The sequence below is a fragment of the Halorubrum salsamenti genome, from assembly GCF_007671685.1.
Lineage (GTDB): Archaea > Halobacteriota > Halobacteria > Halobacteriales > Haloferacaceae > Halorubrum > Halorubrum salsamenti.
The window spans coordinates 76,645-96,167 of the sequence record NZ_VCNL01000001.1; the positions used below are offsets into that span (position 1 = coordinate 76,645).

20 protein-coding genes are annotated in these 19,523 nt (G+C 68.5%); 12 read left to right on the forward strand and 8 right to left on the reverse strand.

Translation table 11 applies throughout. The features are described from left to right. The first annotated feature begins 97 nt into the window (after positions 1 to 97). Positions 98 to 1,459 (forward strand): 3-phosphoshikimate 1-carboxyvinyltransferase, encoded by a 1,362-nt coding sequence (gene aroA / locus FGL94_RS00395; RefSeq protein WP_144919875.1) that lies wholly within the window; start codon positions 98 to 100, stop codon positions 1,457 to 1,459. A gap of 330 nt (positions 1,460 to 1,789) precedes the next feature. Here the strand turns inward: aroA and FGL94_RS00400 are convergent, their stop codons facing one another. The 6 genes from FGL94_RS00400 to FGL94_RS00425 all read right to left on the reverse strand — a co-directional run bounded on the left by FGL94_RS00400 (position 1,790) and on the right by FGL94_RS00425 (position 6,295). After that, a complete protein-coding gene (locus FGL94_RS00400; RefSeq protein ID WP_144919877.1) occupies positions 1,790 to 2,803 on the reverse strand; it encodes a presenilin family intramembrane aspartyl protease PSH in 1,014 nt (337 codons plus the stop codon). 605 nt (positions 2,804 to 3,408) lie between these two features. Further along, positions 3,409 to 4,218: a carbon-nitrogen family hydrolase gene (locus tag FGL94_RS00405; RefSeq protein WP_144919879.1), complete on the reverse strand. Its 810-nt coding sequence runs from the start codon at positions 4,216 to 4,218 to the stop codon at positions 3,409 to 3,411. Further along, on the reverse strand, positions 4,215 to 4,643 hold the full coding sequence (locus tag FGL94_RS00410; protein ID WP_144919881.1) for a CoxG family protein: 429 nt from the start codon (positions 4,641 to 4,643) through the stop codon (positions 4,215 to 4,217). The genes FGL94_RS00405 and FGL94_RS00410 overlap by 4 nt, the downstream gene beginning before the upstream one ends. Before the next feature lie 85 nt (positions 4,644 to 4,728). Continuing rightward, on the reverse strand, positions 4,729 to 4,956 hold the full coding sequence (locus FGL94_RS00415; RefSeq protein ID WP_007998354.1) for a DUF7123 family protein: 228 nt from the start codon (positions 4,954 to 4,956) through the stop codon (positions 4,729 to 4,731). A gap of 52 nt (positions 4,957 to 5,008) precedes the next feature. After that, positions 5,009 to 5,191: a DUF7525 family protein gene (locus FGL94_RS00420; RefSeq protein ID WP_144919883.1), complete on the reverse strand. Its 183-nt coding sequence runs from the start codon at positions 5,189 to 5,191 to the stop codon at positions 5,009 to 5,011. Between the two features lie 72 nt (positions 5,192 to 5,263). Further along, a complete protein-coding gene (locus tag FGL94_RS00425) occupies positions 5,264 to 6,295 on the reverse strand; it encodes a phosphate signaling complex PhoU family protein (protein WP_144919885.1) in 1,032 nt (343 codons plus the stop codon). Between the two features lie 180 nt (positions 6,296 to 6,475). On the opposite strand from FGL94_RS00425, the gene FGL94_RS00430 reads away from it, so the two are divergent. Continuing rightward, the gene (locus tag FGL94_RS00430; RefSeq protein ID WP_144919887.1) at positions 6,476 to 6,835 is read left to right on the forward strand and encodes a response regulator; all 360 of its coding nucleotides are present in this window, start codon (positions 6,476 to 6,478) and stop codon (positions 6,833 to 6,835) included. A 38-nt stretch (positions 6,836 to 6,873) separates the two neighbouring features. On the opposite strand, the gene FGL94_RS00435 is transcribed toward FGL94_RS00430, so the two are convergent. After that, positions 6,874 to 7,254 carry a DUF7522 family protein gene (locus FGL94_RS00435; protein ID WP_144919889.1) on the reverse strand — a complete coding sequence of 127 codons (381 nt, stop codon included), beginning with the start codon at positions 7,252 to 7,254 and terminating at the stop codon, positions 6,874 to 6,876. 131 nt (positions 7,255 to 7,385) lie between these two features. On the opposite strand from FGL94_RS00435, the gene aglJ reads away from it, so the two are divergent. The 5 genes from aglJ to FGL94_RS00460 all read left to right on the forward strand — a co-directional run bounded on the left by aglJ (position 7,386) and on the right by FGL94_RS00460 (position 13,391). Beyond that, a complete protein-coding gene (aglJ, locus tag FGL94_RS00440; RefSeq protein WP_144919891.1) occupies positions 7,386 to 8,318 on the forward strand; it encodes an S-layer glycoprotein N-glycosyltransferase AglJ in 933 nt (310 codons plus the stop codon). 68 nt (positions 8,319 to 8,386) lie between these two features. Beyond that, positions 8,387 to 9,493 carry an AI-2E family transporter gene (locus FGL94_RS00445; RefSeq protein ID WP_144919892.1) on the forward strand — a complete coding sequence of 369 codons (1,107 nt, stop codon included), beginning with the start codon at positions 8,387 to 8,389 and terminating at the stop codon, positions 9,491 to 9,493. A 73-nt stretch (positions 9,494 to 9,566) separates the two neighbouring features. Further along, entirely contained in the window at positions 9,567 to 10,718 is a 1,152-nt protein-coding gene (locus FGL94_RS00450) for an FtsZ/tubulin family protein (protein WP_144919894.1), read from the forward strand. Positions 10,719 to 10,789: 71 nt separating this feature from the next. Continuing rightward, the gene (locus FGL94_RS00455) at positions 10,790 to 11,524 is read left to right on the forward strand and encodes a hypothetical protein (RefSeq protein ID WP_144919896.1); all 735 of its coding nucleotides are present in this window, start codon (positions 10,790 to 10,792) and stop codon (positions 11,522 to 11,524) included. Positions 11,525 to 12,227: 703 nt separating this feature from the next. Then, positions 12,228 to 13,391 carry a 5-(carboxyamino)imidazole ribonucleotide synthase gene (locus FGL94_RS00460; protein ID WP_144919898.1) on the forward strand — a complete coding sequence of 388 codons (1,164 nt, stop codon included), beginning with the start codon at positions 12,228 to 12,230 and terminating at the stop codon, positions 13,389 to 13,391. A 172-nt stretch (positions 13,392 to 13,563) separates the two neighbouring features. Here FGL94_RS00460 and FGL94_RS00470 read toward each other — a convergent pair whose 3' ends face one another. After that, complete coding sequence (locus FGL94_RS00470; RefSeq protein WP_144919900.1) at positions 13,564 to 14,787, reverse strand: outer membrane protein assembly factor BamB family protein; 1,224 nt, start codon at positions 14,785 to 14,787, stop codon at positions 13,564 to 13,566. A gap of 123 nt (positions 14,788 to 14,910) precedes the next feature. Here FGL94_RS00470 and purE point away from each other — a divergent pair, with 123 nt between their 5' ends. The 5 genes from purE (at position 14,911) to FGL94_RS00495 (ending at position 19,522) form a co-directional block, all read left to right on the forward strand. Beyond that, positions 14,911 to 15,528, forward strand: a complete 618-nt coding sequence (gene purE, locus FGL94_RS00475) for a 5-(carboxyamino)imidazole ribonucleotide mutase (RefSeq protein WP_144919902.1) — start codon at positions 14,911 to 14,913, stop codon at positions 15,526 to 15,528. A gap of 145 nt (positions 15,529 to 15,673) precedes the next feature. Next, positions 15,674 to 16,090: an NADH-quinone oxidoreductase subunit A gene (locus tag FGL94_RS00480; protein WP_144919904.1), complete on the forward strand. Its 417-nt coding sequence runs from the start codon at positions 15,674 to 15,676 to the stop codon at positions 16,088 to 16,090. Then, entirely contained in the window at positions 16,090 to 16,788 is a 699-nt protein-coding gene (locus tag FGL94_RS00485; RefSeq protein ID WP_144919906.1) for an NADH-quinone oxidoreductase subunit B, read from the forward strand. Before FGL94_RS00480 ends, FGL94_RS00485 begins: the two co-directional genes overlap by 1 nt. Further along, positions 16,785 to 18,449, forward strand: a complete 1,665-nt coding sequence (locus FGL94_RS00490) for an NADH-quinone oxidoreductase subunit D (RefSeq protein ID WP_144919908.1) — start codon at positions 16,785 to 16,787, stop codon at positions 18,447 to 18,449. The genes FGL94_RS00485 and FGL94_RS00490 overlap by 4 nt, the downstream gene beginning before the upstream one ends. Then, positions 18,449 to 19,522, forward strand: coding sequence for a complex I subunit 1/NuoH family protein (locus FGL94_RS00495; RefSeq protein ID WP_144919910.1), 1,074 nt, complete (start codon positions 18,449 to 18,451; stop codon positions 19,520 to 19,522). The genes FGL94_RS00490 and FGL94_RS00495 overlap by 1 nt, the downstream gene beginning before the upstream one ends. The last annotated feature ends 1 nt before the right edge of the window (position 19,523 follow it).

Sequence of the window (19,523 nt, forward strand, 5' to 3'; positions counted from 1 at the left end):
CGCCGCGGGCGCCGGGTCACCGAACCGCGTTCGGATCCCGTCCGCAGAATCGTGCCGCGGCCGGTACCCACTTGTCGCCGCGGGCGGGAGGGGACGTATGGACGTTCACGTCACCACCTCGGCCGTGCGGGGGACCACCCGCGCGCCGCCCTCGAAGAGCTACACCCACCGCGCGCTGCTGGCCGCGGGGTACAGCGACGGCGCGACCGTGCGCTCGCCGCTCGTCTCGGCCGACACGAAGGCGACCGCCCGGGCCGTGACCGCCTTCGGCGGCGCGGTGGAGCCGGAATCCGGAGAGAGTTTCGACGGCGCCGACGCGCTCGCCGTCGACGGTTTCGGAGGCCGCCCCGCCGTCCCCGACGACGTGATCGACTGCGCGAACTCGGGGACGACGATGCGGCTCGTCACCGCCGCGGCCGCGCTCGCGGACGGGACCACGGTGTTGACGGGGGACGGCTCGCTGCGGTCGCGCCCGCAGGGACCGCTCCTGGAGGCGCTCGGCGACCTCGGCGTGCGCGCGGAGTCGACACGCGGGAACGGGCAGGCGCCCCTCGTCGTCTCCGGACCGCTCGCGGGCGGCGAGGTCGCGATCCCCGGCGACGTCTCCTCGCAGTACGTCACCGCCCTGCTGATGGCCGGTGCGGTCACCGACGAGGGCGTCGAGATCGACCTGACGACGCCGCTCAAGTCGGCCCCGTACGTCGACATCACGCTCGAACTGCTCGCCGACTTCGGGGTCGAGGCCACCCCCGTTGACGACGACGGCGACGCGCTCGACGGCGCGGCCGGCGCGGCGGGCTTCGTCGTCGACGGCGGGCAGTCGTACGCGCCGGCGGGCGGGAGCTACACCGTTCCCGGCGACTTCTCCTCCATCTCGTATCTGGTCGCCGCCGGCGCGGTCGCCGCAGAGCCGGGCCAGCCGGTCCGGATCGAGGGCGCCGTGCCGAGCGCGCAGGGCGACTCCGCGATCGTCGAGATCGCGGAGCGCATGGGCGCAGATATCGAGTGGGACCAAGAGGCGGGCGTCATCACCGTCCGACGCTCGGAGCTGTCGGGCGTCGAGGTCGACGTGGGCGACACGCCCGATCTGCTCCCCACGATCGCCGCGCTCGGCGCGGTCGCCGACGGCGACACCCGGATCACGAACTGCGAGCACGTCCGGTACAAGGAGACCGACCGCGTCGCCGCGATGGCCGAGGAGCTGGAGACGCTGGGCGCCGAGACGACCGAGGAGCCGGACACGCTGACGGTCCACGGCTCCGAGAGCGACCTCCGGGGCGCGAGCGTCGACGGTCGCGCGGACCACCGGATCGTGATGTCGCTCGCGGTGGCCGCCTTGGTCGCCGACGGCACCACGACGATCCGCGGCGGCGAGCACGTCGACGTCTCGTTCCCGAACTTCTTCGAGGCGATGGCCGACCTCGGGATGGCGGTCGAGCGCGACGGCGCGGGCGAGTAGCGCACAGCGTAGCTTATAAAGACGGTGCGGTGGCGCGTGCCTCTGAGCGCCCGCCGGACGCGAAGAGCACGCGCGAGGGACGCCGCGAGCAGCGTGGCGCGAAGCGCCACGGGCAGCCGGTGCAAAGGGCCGGCGACGACGTGGGTGACCGAAGGGAGCCCCAAGCGAGCGGCCGGTAGGCCGCGAGCCCCTCGCGACTGGGGCTTTGGAGGCCTTCACCGTCGATCCGGTAGCGACCACTTATAAGCGAGCGGCTGGAGCCTTGGAGATATTCACCGCAGAGACGTCGTCGATCACGTATATATAGCCGACGGCGACACCCGAATCGATTTATAAGAACCCGCCGAGACCGACCGCCTCGATCAGCGGGACGCCGGCGACGACGGAGCCGATCAGGTAGCCGCCGATCGCGCCGCCGTTTAAGAGGGGGAGCCCGGCGTGCGGCCGCCCCTTGATCACCCAGCTCATCAGTACCAGCAGCCCCGCGAGGCTGCCGACCATCGCGAACAGCGCGGGGAGGTTGATCCCGATCAGCGGCACGGAGAGGTTCGCGGCCGGCGAGAACATCGCCGCGCTCGCCACGAGCACCGCCGGGATCACGGCGTCTCCGAGCCCGATGAAGAACGCGTCGCGGTCCTCGATGTCGGTCGGCTCCGAGACGTCGGCGTCTTCCTCGTCCGAGTCGCCCGAGTCGACATCGGGATCGCCGTCGGAGCCGTCGCCGATCAGGGAGTCATCGCCAACATCCTCGCCCTCCGGTTCCGCTCCCTCCCCGAGAAGCGAGTACGAGAGCGACAGCGGGATCACGAGCACCACGGGGATGTTCAGGTCCATCACGCCCTCCGCGAGCGACAGCATGTGCTCGGTGCCGTACACCGAGATCGCGTCGTAGACCGCCAGGAAGCCCAACAGGAGCAGTGCGGGCAACAGCCCGAAGGAGATGCCGAACAGCCCGGCCGCGCCCGCCCCCATCAGCACCCCAGCGGCGTCGATCACGTACCACTCGGGGTACGCGAGGAGGGCGACGCCGACCGCGACCGCGGGCACCGCGGCCGCGAGCGGCGAGACCACCGCGGAGAAGACGTACCACGAGAGCCACGCGGAGACGCCGACGATCAGCAGCCGGATCCCCTGATCGAGGTCGTAGCGGAACGCCGCGAGCATCAGCCCGGTCATGGCGATGATCGCGGCGATGTACACGAGGCTGTTCGTCGGGTTCTTCGGGTCGTCGACCGCCTGATAGCCGCTCTCGGCGAACTCCGGAACCAGTGCTAACGCGCCCACCTGGACGACGAGGAACAGGCCCACGACGAAGGCGACGCCGCGGTACTCGCGGGGAAACATTCGATCGTCGGTTCGAGATCCGAGGGTTTCGTCCTTGCGCTTCGCACCGGAGTGTATCGGTCGCGACGGGCGTGGGTGCGGTACCGAGACACGGGAACAGGTACGGTGCCGAGAAACGGGGTCGGGTACGGTGTGGGAGCGGGTGAACCCGAGCCCGAAAGCCGACGGACGACGGACGGTGGAAGCGAGTCTCCGACCGGCCCGCCCGAAAACGGGATTGGGCCGGCCGGTTTCGTCCGCGGCGTTTACGTGCTCCCCCGAGCGAGGTAAGTAGCTACCGCTCAAATTATTATAATTGATACTTCTGACGCTTCTGTGGTGCGGAGCGCGGAAGACGAGGTCACTGCTGTGCGGCGTTCTGAAAGGGAAGAGGCGAGAGGGAGGCGAAAGGCGAAGCGGAAGGTTGAACGACGGGAGGCGGGCGGGCGGCGGCCGAACAGCGGACCCCCGGGCTGTCATCGGCGTCGCCGCCCGAGTGGTCGGGACGGGCGCGTGGTTTTGTCGCCGAACCCCAACGAGAAAAGCGTCGGACTTCGGCATCGGACCGTTGTCGCTTCTCCCGTATAAATGAGACGGTCCGTGGCTACGAATGAGGCGGTCCGCAACTACCGACGATCGCGCAGCGCGGGGAACTCTTCGCGCACCGCCGCGGCCTGGTCGGGGTCGACTTCGGCGGTCACGGTCGTCGGCTCCTCGCCCGCCGACGCCAGCGTCGTCCCCCACGGGTCGTAGACGGTCGTTCGGCCGCAGAGCGCGTCGCCGCCGTCGAACGCGCCGCTCCCGTTAACCGTCGCGACGTAGGTCAAGTTCTCGATCGCCCGCGCGCGGCCGAGCGTCCGCCAGTGCTCGACGCGCGGGTACGGCCACGCGCTCGGGACCAGCACGCAGTCGACGCCGTCCTCGACCATCCCTCGGAACTGCTCGGGGAACCGGAGGTCGTAGCAGGTCGTCACGCCGACACGGACGCCCTCGACCTCCGTCACGGGGACGCGCTCGCCGGGGACCATCCGGGCCGTCTCCTCGGACCCGTAGCCGAAGAGGTGCCGCTTCCGGTAGACGAGCCGGCGCTCACCGTCGCGGTCGAACAGCACCGCAGTGTTCGCGAACCCCTCGTCGGCCGGTACGTCGATCCCGTCGGTCGCGGACGCGGCGAGGTCCTCGACGACGGTCCCCGCCAGCACGTTGACGCCCTCCTCGGCGGCGACCGCGGCGAACCGACCCAACCGGTCGCCGGCGACGCTCTCGGCCGCGCGGGCGTACGAGTCGAACGCGAAGTACCCCACGTCGAACAGCTCCGGGAGGACGACCAGGTCGGCGCCGTCGGCCGCGGCCTCGCGGACCGACTCGATCGCGCTCGCGACGTTGCCCTCGACGGCGCCGCCCTCGACGCCGAGCTGGACGCAGGCGAGCCTCATGCCGTGGTTCCGAACGACGCTCGCAGGGCGTCTTCCAGGTTGTCCAGCTCCGCGTCGAAGTTGCGCTCGAAGAAGGACTCGACGCCCGGCAGCCGGCCGTCGACCACGAACTCGTTGGCCAGCCGGCAGCCGCCGTCCGTCTCGGTGATCGTGTGCTCGCCGGTGACGCGGAAGGCGCGCGACTTGCCGACGAACTTCACCCGGGTCGGCGGCTCGCGCTCGACCTCCTCCGTCTCGACGGAGATGGTCGACCGTATCATCGGGATCGGGAGCGCGACGTGCCACGTCGCTCGCCCGTCGCCGTGTACCTCGAAGGTGTCGACGACGCTGATCGCTCCTGCGCGCTGCTCGGCGTCCGAGATGAACGCCCACACGTCCTCAGGGGGGGCGTCGAACTCGAACGTCCGGGAGACTCGGACGGTCATACGCTCCCGTTTGGGGCTACGGGAGTTAAAAGCACGCGAGTCGAGCGGGCAGGGGCGGAGTCAAGCGGACGGGAGGGGGATCGTCTCAGCCCTGCGGGGTCACGCGCCACGTCGTCGACCGCGCGCGGCCCCACTTCTCGATGTCCACGTCGTCGGACTTCTCGGCGAGCCGGGGGAGTCGGGAGCCGACCTGCTTGGCGGTGAGGCCGATGGCGTCGGCGATCGTCTTCGAACGGACGTACCGCTCGCCACGGGTGACGCTGTCCGTGAGGTACGCGAGGATTCGCTGCTCCTCCTCGGTGTACTCGCTCATATCCCGGAGGTAGGCGGCAAACGTCCTTAACGGTTTCTCGTTCGGACCGCGCTCAGTCGAAGATCTGGACGGCGACGACCGAACAGAGGGCGAAGACGAACGCCGCCCCGAATCCCCACGCCTTCCCGAGCTGCGCCGGGTGGCCGAACATCACGACGGCGCCGACGACCGCGATCGCGCCCAACGCGAGCGCCACGCCGACCTCCTTGTCAGAGTCGATGGATGCCTCACTCATACTCGTCGCTTTGCGGGCGACTACTTAGTTCATGCGAACGCGGGAGATCGGACTCGAAACGGCGACGCTCGCCTAGATGATCTCGACGTGCTCGGAGGCCTCGTTGAGCGCGAGGTTCGCGGCGATCTCGGCGTTCCGCATCGCATACTCCGCGGTGTGCTGGAGACTGACGAGCACCTCGCGGGTCATCAGCAGGGTGTCGTTGTCGAGGTCGCTCGGGAGCTCCCCGAGGATCTCCTGTTCGCGGTCTTCGAGCCGGGCGAACAGCTTGCGGCACTCGACCGTGAGGTCGTAGTCGCGCTCGACGACCGCCCGCACGGCGAGCGCGGTCAGCTCGTCCACCTGGTCGGTGAACTCCCGGATCTGTCGCATCGTCGCGCTGTCGACGTCGAGCGTGTGACCCTCCGCCTCCATCACGATGTCGGCGATGTCCTCCGCGTTGTCGGCGGTGAGCTCGAGGTTCTTCGCGACCGATCGGTAGCCGATCAGGGGGAACCCCTCCTCCAGCCCGACTGCGCGGGCGAGGTTCGGGTTCTGGTACGCCGTGAAGATGAGCCGGAGCAGGAGGACGAAGATCTTGTTCGCCTGCCGCTCGCGGTTGAGCGCGCGCTGGGCCAGGTCGGGATTGCCGTGCGCGAGAGCCTTCACGGCCTCGCCGCGCATCGTCGATCCCGTGTTCTCCAGCCGTTCGAGCAGGTTGTCGAGAGTGAAGTCCTCGGGGTCGACGGAACACCGGATCGAGATGTCCGAGGGCGTCTCCTCGATGACGCCGAGCCCCATCAGCTGGGTCTCGGCCTTATAAACGGCGTTGATGTGCTCGCTGTCGAGCGTCCCCTCGCTACGGACGTGGATCACCCGCCGCCCCAAAACGTACTGCGCGACGATAGCGCGTTCGAGAGACTGCGCGTCGAGCCCGTCGGCGTTGATCACCGCTTCCGACTCTTCCGTGCTTACCGACTCCGGCAGGACCGTGAGGGTCCCCTTACCGCCCATCCGCAGCGACACCTCGTCGCCCTTGTTGACACCGTGTTCCTTCGCCCACTCTGCGGGGAGGGTCATCGCCAGCGTCGACGGCCCCAACCGCTGGACTTTCCGCGTTTCCATGGACGTGGATACCGCCGGATACACCTTAACCTTGTTCCTATGTTCATTATACGCTTCATCGAATATACAAGGTCTTCTTCCGCGTCGCCGGCGAAGTGGGAGGGAGGAGGAGAAAGGAGACGGTCAGCCGGTGCGTGATCGATCCGCGCGTTTATCCCGTTTAGCTGCCGACGAATGCGCATGACCGAGCGGGTACTCGTCGTCGACGACTCCTCGTTCCAGCGCACCGTCGTTCGGGACGCGCTGGACGGCCCCTTCGAGGTGGTCGGCGAGGCGGAGAACGGCGCGGAGGCGGTGGAGCTGTTCGAGGCGTACGAACCGGACGCGGTGTCGATGGACGTCGTCATGCCCGAGATGACCGGGATCGAGGCGACCGCCGCGATCAGGGACCGCTGGCCCGACGCCGTGATCGTGATGTGCACGAGCGTCGACCAGCAGGAGAAGATGATGGAGGCGGTGAAGGCCGGCGCCGACGGCTACGTGACGAAGCCGGTCGACGCCGACGAGCTGGTCCCCGAGATGCGGAGCCACTTCGAGTGAGGTGGCCGCGGTCGGTTGGGGAAACCGGGTCGACGCTCTTACGCCGGGTCGAACGATCGCAGGATCGCCCCGAGCGCGCTCGCGAGCTCCTCGAAGCGGTCGATATCCATCGAGTCGGTCGTCACCCATACCCCGTGACCGTTGTTGATAACGCGCGTGAGGTAGCCGTTTTCGAACACGCGGACCGTGAACTGGTAGTCGCCGAGCTGGGTGTCGGCGTACAGCGACTGCGCGTGGAACCCGTGTCGCTCGCTCTCCGCGAAACCGACGAGGTCGGCGGTCCGGCTCAGGTCGCTGCGGAGGTAGAGCTGCTCGACGTCCACCTCGGTGAAGTACGTGAGGCTCCGAAGCTCGTCTCCGGTCGCGGTCCGCGCGGCACTGAGCAATTCCTCGACGCTGTCGTCCGGTGGGTGTCCCATGCTACCACGATCGATCGTCTGGTACATGAGCGTATGGGTGCCCGCAGGACCGGCGGTAGTCCCGGTCTGTGGGGTTTCGGTCTGGACCCGGAAGGACAGAGTTTAGCGACTCCCCTGATATCGGCTCCATAATGAGCGAGTACGACGACGTCTGCGTCCTGCTGCCGACGATGGACGAGATCGAGACGGTCGCGCGCGTCGTCGAGGCGTTCCGCGACGCCGGACTCGACGAGGTCCTCGTCATCGACGGCGGATCGACGGACGGCACGCAGGAGGCGGCTCGCGAGGCGGGCGCGCGCGTCGTCGAGCAGTCAGGGCGCGGAAAGGGGCAGGCCGTCAGGGAGGCGGTCCGCGACCACATCGACGCGTCATACGTCGTGATGGCCGACGCGGACGCGACGTACGACGCGGACGACGCCGACGCGATGCTCGAACCCCTGCTGTCCGGCGAGGCGGACCACGTCATCGGGAACCGGTTCGCGGACATGCGACCGGGCGCGATGACGCGACTGAACCGGATCGGCAACCGGCTCATCAACCTCTCGTTCCGCGCGATTCACGGTGAGAGCTACGGGGACATCCTCTCCGGTTACCGGGCGTTCACCCGCGAATCGTTCCGCAGACTCCATCTCACCGCCGACGGGTTCGGAATCGAGACCGAGATGGCGGTCGAGTGCGTGAAGAACCGGCAGTCGGTCGCGGTCGTCCCGATCACCTACCGCGAGCGCCCCGGCGGCTCCGCCACCAACCTCCATCCCGTCCGCGACGGCGGGGTGATCTTCCTCGAACTGTACCGGAAGGCGAAGACGAACAACCCCCTGTTCTACTTCGGCAGTCTCGGTGTGATCTCGACGAGCGCCGGCGCGCTCATGACCGGATACGTGCTCTACGACTGGTTCGTCAACGGGATCACCCACGAGATAATCGCGATCGGCGCCGTCGGGGCCGCGACCTTAGGGATCCAGCTTCTGATCTTCGGGTTCCTCGCCGACATGATCCTCTCGCTCCACCGTGAACAGGTGGCGCGCTACGAGCGCGCGGTCGACGACGGTCCGAGTCGGTAGGCGTCGCGCTCTCCGCCGGGACCGGCAGGGCCCCCATAGTTTATGTCCGACCGCCGAGAGGAACCGCCATGGACGAAAAGCGGTTCGTCATCGCCCTCTTCGGACTTGTCGTCGCGCTGCTCGTCGGGTTCATCGCCCTCCGGTTCGTCGCTCCGCTCACGGTCGCCGTCTTCCTCTACTACTCGACCCGGCGTCTCCACCACCAGCTCGAACGCTTCCGGCTCCCCGCTCGGGTCAGGGCCGTGGCCTCGCTGTCGCTGATCGGTATCCCGCTTATCGGACTCTTAAGCTACACCGTGCTCCTCCTGCTGATCGAAGCGCGCCGATTCATCGAGCAGTACCCGGTCGCCGAGACGGTCGGCGCCGAGAACTCGTGGGTCGGCGACCTCGCCGCGCTCTCGAACCCGACGTTCGACGGGGTCATGCAGGCGTACCAGTCCGGCCAGCTCGACCCGCTCATCAACTTCGCCTCCGAGCAGGCAACGTTGCTGGCGGGCGTGCTCTCGGGGTTCGCGTTGAATCTCCTCATCACGATCGTCGTCACCTACTACCTGCTGCTCGACGGGTCGAAGTTCCACGAGTGGCTGCTCACGTTCGACGACGACGCGGTCGTCCGCGAGTACCTGGAGGCGGCGGACGCCGAGTTGGAGGCGGTGCTGTACGGGAACCTGCTCAACGTCATCGCCATCTCGATCATCGCCGTCGTGACATACACCGGCTACAACGTGGTCGCGCCCGAGATCGTCGAGGTGCCGTACCCGGCGCTCGCGGGCGCGCTCACCGGAATTGCCAGCCTGATCCCCGTGATCGGGATGAAGATCGTGTACGTCCCGCTCGCGGCGGTGACCGCGATCCCGCCGGTCCTCGGGGACGAGGTCGCCGCGCTCGCGTACGTCGCCGGGTTCCTCGTCGTCGCCGCGATCGTGGTCGACACGATCCCCGACATCGTGCTCCGACCCTACTTCAGCGGGAAGACCACCCACGTCGGGCTGCTCATGCTCGCGTACATCTTCGGCCCGGTCGTGTTCGGGTTCCACGGGCTGTTCCTCGCGCCGATCGTGCTCGTGTTGGCGCTCACGTTCGCCGACACCGCTCTGATACGGTTGCTCGGCGGCGACTCCGAGGATGTCGGTCCGGAGGTCCCCCGCGGACAGCGCCAGCTCGACGAGTTCTGATCGACGAGTGCCGAGCCGGGATTCTCCCCTCGGGCCGAAGAGATAAACCCCCGCTCGACGACCGGGATGACGTATGCGTGTACACGTGATCGGTCTCGGGGGCGCCGGCGGCCGGATCGCCGACCGGCTCGCCGCCGACAGCGACGGGGACCGGTTCCTGCAGGGCGTCAACGCGTTCGACACCGACGCGGCCGCGCTCGACGCCCTCCGTTCGATCGACGAGTCCCGCCGGTACCGCTTCGGCGACGCGGCCGGCGGGGGCGGGCTCGACGGCGACCTCCACGCGGCTCGGCGGCTCGGCGACGCCCACGCCGGCGAGCTGGGCCGGGCGATGGACGATCAGCAGCCGTCGCTCGCGGAGGCGTTCGTCCTCGTCGTCGGGCTCGGCGGCGGCGCGGGTGCGGGCGTCGCGCCGGCGTTGACCGACGAGCTGACGCGGCTCTACGACGTTCCCGTCTACGCCGTCGGGCTGCTCCCGACGCCGGCGGAGTCCGAGCCCGGCGAGCCCGACCCGGCCCACGCGAGCCGGACCGGAGACGCTCCCGAGGAACGCCCCCCGGAGCGCCCCCTCGCGGAGAAGAACGCGGCGCGGACCCTCGACGCGCTCTCGGACCGGTGTGCGGCGGTCTTCCCGTTCGACAACGACGAGTGGCTCCGTCCGGGTGAGGCCGTCGCAGACGTCCGAGACCGGCTGAACGGGGTCGTCGCGGAACGGATGGCGGCGCTGTTCGGCGCCGGCGAGGCCGACGACGCCGAGTCGACGCCCCAGCAGGTGCTCGACGCGAGCGACGTGGCTCGGGCGGTCGGCGACGACGGAGAGATCGCCGCCATCGGTCACGCGACGCAGGCGGTCGAGCCGCCCGAGTCGGGGTCGCGGTTCGGACTCGGGCTGTTCGGCTCCTCGGAGCCGGCGGAGGTCGACACGAGCGCCGCGGTGTCGGCGATCGAGACGACGATCCGGAAGGCGGCCCGCGGGAAGAACACCGTCGAGGTGCCGGGAGGACGGGCCGACCGGACCCTGCTCGTTGTCGGCGGGCCGCCGGCGTGGCTCAACCGCGAGGCGATCGCGGACGGGCGGCGGTGGCTCGCCGAGGAGACCGGCTCCGGCGCGATCCTGAGCGGCGACGCCCCGGTTCCGGGCGGAGACGAGGTGTTCGCGCTGGTGGTGCGCTCGGGGATCGACGAACCGGCTCGTGTCCGCGAGATCCGGGAGTCGATCGCGTGATCGTCGGTGATCGGCCGTCGTTGCGCTCGGGGACCCGAACTCGTTAACCGGGTGAGGCGCCCAGTACGCCCGTGACCACCCACGCCGATCTCGGGCTCGACCTCGACGTGCGCGACACGGACGCGGTCGCCGACCGGCGCGACGAGCTCGTCGCCGCCGTACGCGACCACGCCGGAACGATCGCCTACCAGCTCGCGAGGCTGCAGGGCGGCGACTACGGCCGACAGGAGCTGTCGACGCCGGGCGGGACGTGGACCGTCAAACACGAGGCCGGCGAGCTGGAGTTCCTGCTGTTCTCGCCGAAGTCGGGCTCGGACGTGTACGTGATATCGACGAAGCAGCCGCCGGAGCCGGCCGACCTGGCGACCGCGCTCGACGACTACGCGAACTTCGTCGCGGCGTGGAACGAGTGGGTGGGGTCGCTGTCGGGCGTCCTCGACGGCGTGAGCGCCGAGTTCCCGGAGCCGGCCTCGACCGACGGGGTCGTCGCCGAGCGCGATCGAGTGCTGGACCGCGTGCGCGACACCTGCTCGGTCATGGCCGGCGAGATCTACCGGTACGAGGGCGACGACTACGGGACCTTCACCGCTCGCGTCGGCGGCGACCGCTGGGAGCTGAAGTGGGACGAGGGAGCCGTCTCGTACCTCCGCGTCGGCGGGTCGGGCGGGCTCTACCTCCTCTCGCAGTACGAGGCGCCCTCGGCGGCCGACGTGCGCGAGTACGCCGACTCGTTCCGGGGGTTCGTCGACGCGTACAACGAGTTCGTCGCGGAGCTGGAGAGCGACCTCGCGTCGGTCGAGCTGTAGACTTCGCGGTCCGTTCGTGTGCGGTCAGTTCCGTCGGAACCGCTTGCAGCGATCGTTGTCTGGACCCTCGATCGATCAGTACGGACGCGGCGACGATCGATAGCGGGAGTGGGTGTAGTACGTCGTGAGAGTAGCCATTTATAAGTCGGATTGTGGTGTTGCTGTCGGCTGTTTATAAGGGATCGACGGCTTTGCGGTGAAGACTTCCAAAGCCCCAGCCGGCGAGGCGGACGCACGCTCGCTGCGCGCTTCGGTCGCTCGTGCTGCTCGCTCCCTGCAGTGCTTACGTCACCTGCGTCCGCCTCGCCGGCTGCCCCTTTGAATCCCACCCGTACAGCACCGCAACCGCACCTCACGCCTCCCCAGCCTCGCGGTTCGCGCTCTGCGAGCGCTCACCGCGTCCCTCGCACGCGCTGACTCGCGGCCGCCGGGGGCGGCCGCTCGCAGGCGCGCGCCAACCGCAACCCTCGTTTATAAGCGATCGATGCCGTGGTTCAGGTCTATTTAAATAACTAAATCGGTACCACCGAACTGCAATACCTACTCCCGCTATCAATCAAAAAGCGCCTTTCGACGCCTAGTTGGTTCATATCTTCTGTCTGAGAAGCGCACTTCAGCGGAGCCACACAGTGTAACCACGAACGTGTGTATTTCTACGTCTGATGTGGGAATATTTATGCAGCAACGTCCGGTACCGCCGCGTATGACGATCACGCTACCGGGACCGACGCTCGGCGTCGTCGGCGGCGGTCAACTGGGTCGAATGATGGGGGAAGCGGTCGCGCCGCTCGGCGTCGAGGTCGTCGTGTTGGACCCGACGCCAGACTGTCCGGCCAGCCCCGTCGTCAGCGACCAGATCGTCGGCGGCTTCGACGACGCCGACGCGATCCGCGAGCTGGCGAGTCGCGCCGACGCTCTGACCTTCGAGATCGAGTTGGCCGACCCGGACCTGATGGCCGAGGCGGCCGCCGAACACGACGTACCCGTTCATCCCGATCCGGACACGCTCCGCACCATTCAGGACAAGCTCGTGCAGAAGGAGACGCTGGTCGACGCCGGGATCCCCGTCCCCGAGTTCGTCGCGGTCGCCACCGCCGAGGGGCTCGAACGCGTCGTCGAGGAGTACGGCGGCGTCATGCTGAAGGCCCGCGAGGGGGGGTACGACGGCCGCGGGAACGTTCCCGTCGACGACCCCGCGGACGCGGCCGGCGCGCTCGACGAAGTCGGCGGCAACGCGATGGCAGAGGAGTTCCTCGACTTCGAGCGCGAGATCGCCGTGATGGGCCTGAAGGGCGCCGACGGCGAGACGCGGACCTATCCCGTCACCGAGACGGTCCACCGCGAGGAGATCCTCCGCGAGAGCGTCGCGCCGGCCCGGACCGACGACGCGGTCGTCGCCGAGGCCGAGTCGATCGCGCGTGACGTGCTCGACGTGCTCGACGGCCGGGGCGTCTACGGGATCGAGCTGTTCGAGACCCGCGGCGGCGACGTGCTCGTCAACGAGATCGCGCCGCGGCCGCACAACTCCGGCCACTGGACCATCGAGGGCGCGCGCACCTCGCAGTTCGAAAACCACGTCCGGGCCGTTCTCGGGTGGCCGCTCGGCCCGACCGACCTCGTCGCGCCCGCGGTCACGGCGAACGTGCTCGGGGACGTCGAGGAGACCCAGCCCGCGACGCTGTCGGGCGTCGAGGAGGTGCTCGCGGCGCCCGACGCCGACCTCCACTGGTACGGGAAAGACGACGTGCGCCCGCTCCGGAAGATGGGGCACCTGACGGCGACGGACCGAACCGCCGACGCCGACCGCGACGCCCTGCTTTCGCGGGCGCGCGAACTCCGCGACGGGCTGACGTTCCGGGACGCGTAGCCGCTGGCCGATGCCCGACGACCCCGCGCCCGACGCGCCCGCGAACGCCAGTCGATCCGGCTCCAGCCGGACCGGATCGAGGCTCTCCGCGAGTGCGCGGAGAGAGGGACTGCCCCGGCCGCCGCGGTCGCGTTCGGGACCGACTACGTCGTCTTCGCGGCGCGCGTACCTCTCAGGAAAGGACCACTAACCGCCCGTTGCCGGTTCCCGTCGCCACCGTCGCGAACAGCCTCCCGTCGGCGGCGGTGACGTAGCTCGCGCCGCCGTCGACCTCGTGTTCGAACCGCGTCTCTCCGAGGCGGACGGACCGGAAACCGATCCCGCCGTCGACGCCGATCCCGTGGAGTCGCTCTCCGCCGACGTATATCCTGTCGCCCACGAGCGCCGGCGGCGTCGGTCGAACGGCGTTCCCGATCTCGGTCCGCCACGCGTGGCTCCCGTTCTCCGCGTTCAGCGCGTACAGCCGTCCGCCGGAGGACGCGAACACTCCGCCGTGACCGACCGCCATTCCGCCCTCGACGAACCCGCGAAGGTCGGTTTCCCACTGCGGCTCCCCGCCGGGATCGAAACACCGAACCGACCCGTCTCCCGCGCCGACGACCACGTCGCCCGACCCCCGTATCGACTCGCCGTCCGGACCGCGTGACCCGACGACGGTCGGCGGGGTCCGGATCCCGGCTTCGACGGTTCGACCCCAATGGACCCGACCGTCGTCGTCGACCGCGTACAGATTCCCGCCGGTGGTCGCGACGTAGACGACGCCGTACACCGACGCCAGTGCGCGGGCGGCGGCGCGTCGGACGATGCCGTCCAGCCGGCGCTCCCACTCGAGTTCACCCGTCGAGCCGTCGAACGCCCGGAGGTACTCGCCGGCGCCGATGATCACCCGGACATCGTCCCCGTACTCCACCACGAGCGGCGTCGTCTCCCCGAAGACGTACTCGAACTCGTGACTCCACAACTGCTCGCCGGTGTCGAGGTCGCGCGCGACCAGCGTGTCGCTCTCGGGGACGTACGCCGCGCCGTCCGCGACGGCCGGCGCCCCGGTGTAGCGGAAGGCGTCGTTGTCGTCGGGAGCGACGGACCAGCGCCGGCTCAGGTCCTCGCGATCGAGCGCGACCACGTCCACGCCGGTGTTCAGAAGTACGGTTTCGGCGGTTACCACCGGATCGCCGGCGGGGATCCCGTCGAACTCGTGCGTCCGGTCGACGGTCGGGTCGTCTCGCGGCGCGGTCCCGTCCGGAACCGCCCGCGAGTTCAAGTCGTCGCCGCCGCCGGTCGGCCAGTCGTACGTCTCGTCGGTTCCGGGAGCGGCGTCGAATCCGGTGAGACAGCCGGCGGTAGCCGTCAGTCCGGCCGCTCCGAGGCCGGAGAGAAACGCGCGTCTGGAGGGCATGTTCGTCCCGCGATTCCGCGGCTAGACCCTTCGGCGTTGCGGTCGCCGGGGCGTCTATCGACGGCGTACTGGTCGGCCGCCGGACCGGCACGATTTACAACCCGCCTCGCGTCACCCACACCCATGACAACGGTCCAAGACCTGATCGACCGGCTCGAAGCGGAGGCGGCGGCCGACGCCGACCCCGAAACCACCCCCGACGTGGGGATCATCATGGGGTCCGACTCGGACCTCCCCGTCATGGAGGGCGCCTACGAGGCGCTCGACGAGCTCGGGTTCGCCGAGCAGACCGCCTTCGACGACGCGCCCGACGCGCGGTTCACCTACGAGAGCTACGTCGTCTCCGCACATCGGACGCCGGAGCTCATGTACGCGTACGGGGAGACCGCGGCGGCCCGCGGGCTCGAGGTCGTGATCGCGGGCGCGGGCGGGAAGTCCGCCGACCTCCCGAACATGACCGCGTCGCTCGCGTACCCGATCCCGGTGATCGGCGTCCCGGTTCAAGAGAAGTCGGTCGACTCCGTGATCGGGATGCCCACCGGGGCCCCGATCGTCGCCGTCGACGCCGGCAAGTCGTTCAACGCCGCCCTGTCGGCCGCGCAGGTGCTCGCGCGGGAGCACGACGCGGTCGAGGAGCGGCTGATCGAACACCACGAGGGGCTGAAAGGCGGTGTCGCGGAGGTGTCGGTCGATCTGCACGACCTCGGCATCGACGGGTTCCGCGACCGCGACGAGTCGTAGGACGGCCGGAGAGCCGAGACGACACCCGACCCCGATCGTCCGTCCGGCTCGCTCGCCGGCGTTTTCGGTGACGTGGGGGCGTTGCGGTGAAGACTCAACGCTTATGAGGGGGCGGTCCAAATCCTCGCACGTTACGGAGACCTATATGAGCGATTGGATAGCGATCGGCGCCTTGGCGGCCGTCGGCGTGCTCATCCCGCTGGGGATGATGTCCGTGTCGGCGTTACTCCGTCCGAGCGTGCCTGAGACCGGTAAAAGTACCACCTACGAGTCCGGCGAGACCCCGACGGGCGGGACGCGGATCCGGTTCAACATTCAGTACTACATGGTCGCGCTGTTGTTCCTCGTGTTCGACATCGAGACCGTGTTGCTGTTCCCGTGGGCCGTCATCTACCGTCCGGCGATCAGCGCTGGCGTGCCGATGATCGCCCTGCTGTGGCCGATGCTGGCGTTCGTCGGAATCCTCGCGATCGGACTCGTCTGGGCGTGGCGCTCCGGCGCCATCAGCTGGGCCCGGAGTCCCCGCGCGACAAGTCGAAAGACGGAGCGTGACCTCAACTAATGAGCAGCGATCAACCATTCATCACCGACGAATCGCAAGTCGTAACCGAGACCCGCGACGCCCGGATGACCGGGCAGGGGGACCGGTTTAACTCCCGCCTCCGAGAGGCGTTCGGCTCCTCGCCGTTCATCCTCACCAAGTTCGACAAGTTCCTGAACTGGTGTCGCGGCTCCTCGATGTTCATGCTGCAGTTCGGCATCGCCTGCTGCAGCATCGAGATGATGCACACCTACGCGGTGAAACACGACCTCGACCGCTTCGGGTCGGGCGTTCCCCGCGCCTCGCCGCGGCAGGCCGACGTGATGATCGTCCCCGGGACGATCGTCTCGAAGTTCGCGCCGCGGATGAAGCGCGTGTACGACCAGATGCCCGAGCCGAAGTTCGTGGTCGGCATGGGCTCGTGTACCATCTCCGGCGGTCCGTTCCAAGAGGGGTACAACGTGATCAAGGGCGCCGAGGAAGTCATCCCGATCGACATCCACGTCCCCGGCTGTCCGCCCCGCCCCGAGGCGCTCGTCTACGGCGTCGTGAAGCTGCAGGAGCGCGTCGCCAACGGCGAGGCTTCGCCCGTCACCGTCAAGCCGTACGAACTGGAGGAGTTCTCCGATCTCGAACGCGACGAGCTCGTCGACAAGCTCGCCGACGAGATCGAGGACGACGAACTCGTCATGCGGTACAACTTCGCTGATTCGCCATGAGTCTCGAACGACCAGACACCGTCGACGACGGCGCCGTCGAGCGCACTCCCGACGAGCTGGAGGCGCTCTTGGGCGATCTCGTCGTCGACCGCGACGACCACCTGAACGCGCCCGGGTTCGTCATCCGGCCCGACACCGTCCAGGAGACGCTCTCGATCCTGAAAGAGCAGGCGGGATACGACCACCTCTCGGTGGTCTCCGCACAGGAGTACGAGAACCGGTACGAGTCGATCTACCACCTGAAGAAGTTCGACGACCCGACCCAGGAGGTCAGCGTCGTCGTCCCCGCCGATAAGGACAACCCCGTCTCCGAGTCGGCCGAGCCGGTGTTCCGCACCGCCGACTGGCACGAGCGCGAGGCGTACGACCTGATCGGCGTCGAGTACGACGACCACCCCGACCTGCGCCGGATCCTGCTGCCCGAGACGTGGCAGGGCCACCCCCTGTCGATGGACTACGACAAGGACCGGCCGCAGATCGCCACGCTGCCGGAGCACGCGAACCCACTGGAGGAACACCACAAGGACGCCGAGTCCGACACGATGTTCCTCAACATCGGACCGCATCACCCGGCGACGCACGGCGTGCTCCACCTGAAGACGACGCTCGACGGCGAGCAGGTCGTCGACGTCGAGCCCGACATCGGCTACCTCCACCGCAGCGAGGAGCAGATGGCGCAGAACGGGACGTACCGTCACCAGATCATGCCGTACCCGGACCGCTGGGACTACATCTCGGCGGGCCTGCTCAACGAGTGGGCGTACGCCCGCGCGGCCGAGGACCTCGCCGACATCGAGGTGCCCGAGTACGCGCAGGTCATCCGCACGATGGGCGCGGAGATGTGCCGGATCGCCGCGCACATGCTCGCGCTCGCCACGTTCGCGCTCGACATCAACGGCGACTTCACGGCGACGTTCATGTACGCCATCAACGACCGCGAGCGCGTCCAGAACCTCTTGGAGGACCTGACGGGTCAGCGGCTGATGTTCAACTACTTCCGGCTCGGCGGCGTCGTCTGGGACCTCCCGGAGCCGCGCGAGGAGTTCTTCTCGAACACGCGGGACTTCCTCGACCAGCTTCCGGAGTCGATCGAGGAGTACCACAACCTCATCACCTCCAACGAGATCTTCCAGATGCGGACGATCGACACCGGGATCCTCCCGCCGGAGGTCGCGAAGAACTACGGCGCGACCGGTCCGGTCCTTCGCGGGTCGGGCGTCGACTACGACCTGCGCCGCGACGACCCGTACGGCTACTACGACGAGCTCGACTGGGACGTGATCACCGAGGACGGCTGCGACAACTTCAGCCGCCTGCTCGTCCGGATGCGCGAGGTCGAGGAGTCCGCGAAGATCATCGAGCAGTGCGTCGACCTGCTCGAGGACTGGCCCGAAGACGAGCGGAACATCCAGGCGAACGTGCCGCGCACGCTACGCCCGGACGACGACACCGAAATCTACCGGGCCGTCGAGGGCGCGAAGGGCGAGCTCGGCATCTACATCCGCGCGGACGGCACGGACAAGCCGGCGCGGTTCAAGATCCGGTCGCCGTGCTTCTCGAACCTCCAGACGCTCCCGGAGATGGCGAACGGAGAGTACGTCCCCGACGTGGTCGCCGCGCTCGGTAGCCTGGACATCGTTCTCGGGGAGGTGGACCGCTAATGGGCACGGCGCCCGCACAGCTGTTCCCCGAGTTCCTCGTCGACGCGTTCGGGATCGACAGCGTCCTCGGCGACGTCGTCGCCTCGCTGATCGGGGCGGCGCTCGTCGCGAACATCATCCTCGCGTTCTCCGGCGTCGCCGGACCGTGGGCGAAACGGAAGATCACGGCCGCGTTCACCGACCGGATCGCGGTCGACCGGATCGGGCCCTACGGGCTGCTCATCATTCCGGCGGCGGCGGTCCAGCTGCTCGCGAAGGAGCTCATCGTTCCCGAAGGCGTCGACCGTCCGGCGTGGGACATCGCACCGATCCTCCTGCCGGCGTCGGCGATGCTCGGTTTCTCCGTGATCCCGATGGGCCAGATCGGCCCGCTGAACATTCACCTCGCCGACCCCGAAGTCGGGCTGGCGCTGGTGTTCGCGTTCGCCTCCATCGCCTCCGTCTCGTTGGTGATGGCGGGCTACGCGTCGAACAACAAGTACTCGCTGCTCGGCGGGCTCCGCGCCGTCGCGCAGAACCTCGCGTACGAGATCCCGCTCATCGTCACCGCGATGTCGGTCGTGATCTTCGCGGGAACGCTCCAGATAAGCGGCGTCGTCGGGGCGCAGACGGAGACGCTCGTGACGATCGCCGGGGTCTCGATCCCGTCGTGGTTCGCGTTCGTGAACCCGTTCGCGTTCGTGCTGTTCCTCACGGCGAACATGGCGGAGATCGGACGGAACCCCTTCGACATCCCCGAGGCACCGACGGAGATCGTCGCTGGGTACCAGACGGAGTACTCCTCGGCGTACTTCGTCCTGTTCTACCTCGGCGAGTTCGTCCACATCTTCCTCGGCGGCGCGATCCTCTCCGTGGTGTTCCTCGGCGGCGCGTCCGGCCCGGGTCCGGAGAGCATCAGCTTCATCTGGTTCGTGGTGAAGGTCTGGGGCTTCTTCCTGTTCACGCAGTGGGCCCGCGCGGCGATTCCTCGCGTCCGGATCGATCAGCTGATCGAGATCGGCTGGAAGGGAATGCTGGTGCTGTCGTTCGCGAACCTGGTGCTCACGGCCGTAATCGTGGGGGTGATCGCGTAAC

What these genes read in the sequence shown, in the direction of transcription:
- aroA (WP_144919875.1), top strand. Translation starts at nt 98, where the DNA reads ATGGACGTTCACGTCACCACCTCGGCCGTGCGGGGGACCACCCGCGCG.
- FGL94_RS00400 (WP_144919877.1), bottom strand. Translation starts at nt 2,803, where the DNA reads ATGTTTCCCCGCGAGTACCGCGGCGTCGCCTTCGTCGTGGGCCTGTTC.
- FGL94_RS00405 (WP_144919879.1), bottom strand. Translation starts at nt 4,218, where the DNA reads ATGAGGCTCGCCTGCGTCCAGCTCGGCGTCGAGGGCGGCGCCGTCGAG.
- FGL94_RS00410 (WP_144919881.1), bottom strand. Translation starts at nt 4,643, where the DNA reads ATGACCGTCCGAGTCTCCCGGACGTTCGAGTTCGACGCCCCCCCTGAG.
- FGL94_RS00415 (WP_007998354.1), bottom strand. Translation starts at nt 4,956, where the DNA reads ATGAGCGAGTACACCGAGGAGGAGCAGCGAATCCTCGCGTACCTCACG.
- FGL94_RS00420 (WP_144919883.1), bottom strand. Translation starts at nt 5,191, where the DNA reads ATGAGTGAGGCATCCATCGACTCTGACAAGGAGGTCGGCGTGGCGCTC.
- FGL94_RS00425 (WP_144919885.1), bottom strand. Translation starts at nt 6,295, where the DNA reads ATGGAAACGCGGAAAGTCCAGCGGTTGGGGCCGTCGACGCTGGCGATG.
- FGL94_RS00430 (WP_144919887.1), top strand. Translation starts at nt 6,476, where the DNA reads ATGACCGAGCGGGTACTCGTCGTCGACGACTCCTCGTTCCAGCGCACC.
- FGL94_RS00435 (WP_144919889.1), bottom strand. Translation starts at nt 7,254, where the DNA reads ATGGGACACCCACCGGACGACAGCGTCGAGGAATTGCTCAGTGCCGCG.
- aglJ (WP_144919891.1), top strand. Translation starts at nt 7,386, where the DNA reads ATGAGCGAGTACGACGACGTCTGCGTCCTGCTGCCGACGATGGACGAG.
- FGL94_RS00445 (WP_144919892.1), top strand. Translation starts at nt 8,387, where the DNA reads ATGGACGAAAAGCGGTTCGTCATCGCCCTCTTCGGACTTGTCGTCGCG.
- FGL94_RS00450 (WP_144919894.1), top strand. Translation starts at nt 9,567, where the DNA reads ATGCGTGTACACGTGATCGGTCTCGGGGGCGCCGGCGGCCGGATCGCC.
- FGL94_RS00460 (WP_144919898.1), top strand. Translation starts at nt 12,228, where the DNA reads ATGACGATCACGCTACCGGGACCGACGCTCGGCGTCGTCGGCGGCGGT.
- FGL94_RS00470 (WP_144919900.1), bottom strand. Translation starts at nt 14,787, where the DNA reads ATGCCCTCCAGACGCGCGTTTCTCTCCGGCCTCGGAGCGGCCGGACTG.
- purE (WP_144919902.1), top strand. Translation starts at nt 14,911, where the DNA reads ATGACAACGGTCCAAGACCTGATCGACCGGCTCGAAGCGGAGGCGGCG.
- FGL94_RS00480 (WP_144919904.1), top strand. Translation starts at nt 15,674, where the DNA reads ATGAGCGATTGGATAGCGATCGGCGCCTTGGCGGCCGTCGGCGTGCTC.
- FGL94_RS00485 (WP_144919906.1), top strand. Translation starts at nt 16,090, where the DNA reads ATGAGCAGCGATCAACCATTCATCACCGACGAATCGCAAGTCGTAACC.
- FGL94_RS00490 (WP_144919908.1), top strand. Translation starts at nt 16,785, where the DNA reads ATGAGTCTCGAACGACCAGACACCGTCGACGACGGCGCCGTCGAGCGC.
- FGL94_RS00495 (WP_144919910.1), top strand. Translation starts at nt 18,449, where the DNA reads ATGGGCACGGCGCCCGCACAGCTGTTCCCCGAGTTCCTCGTCGACGCG.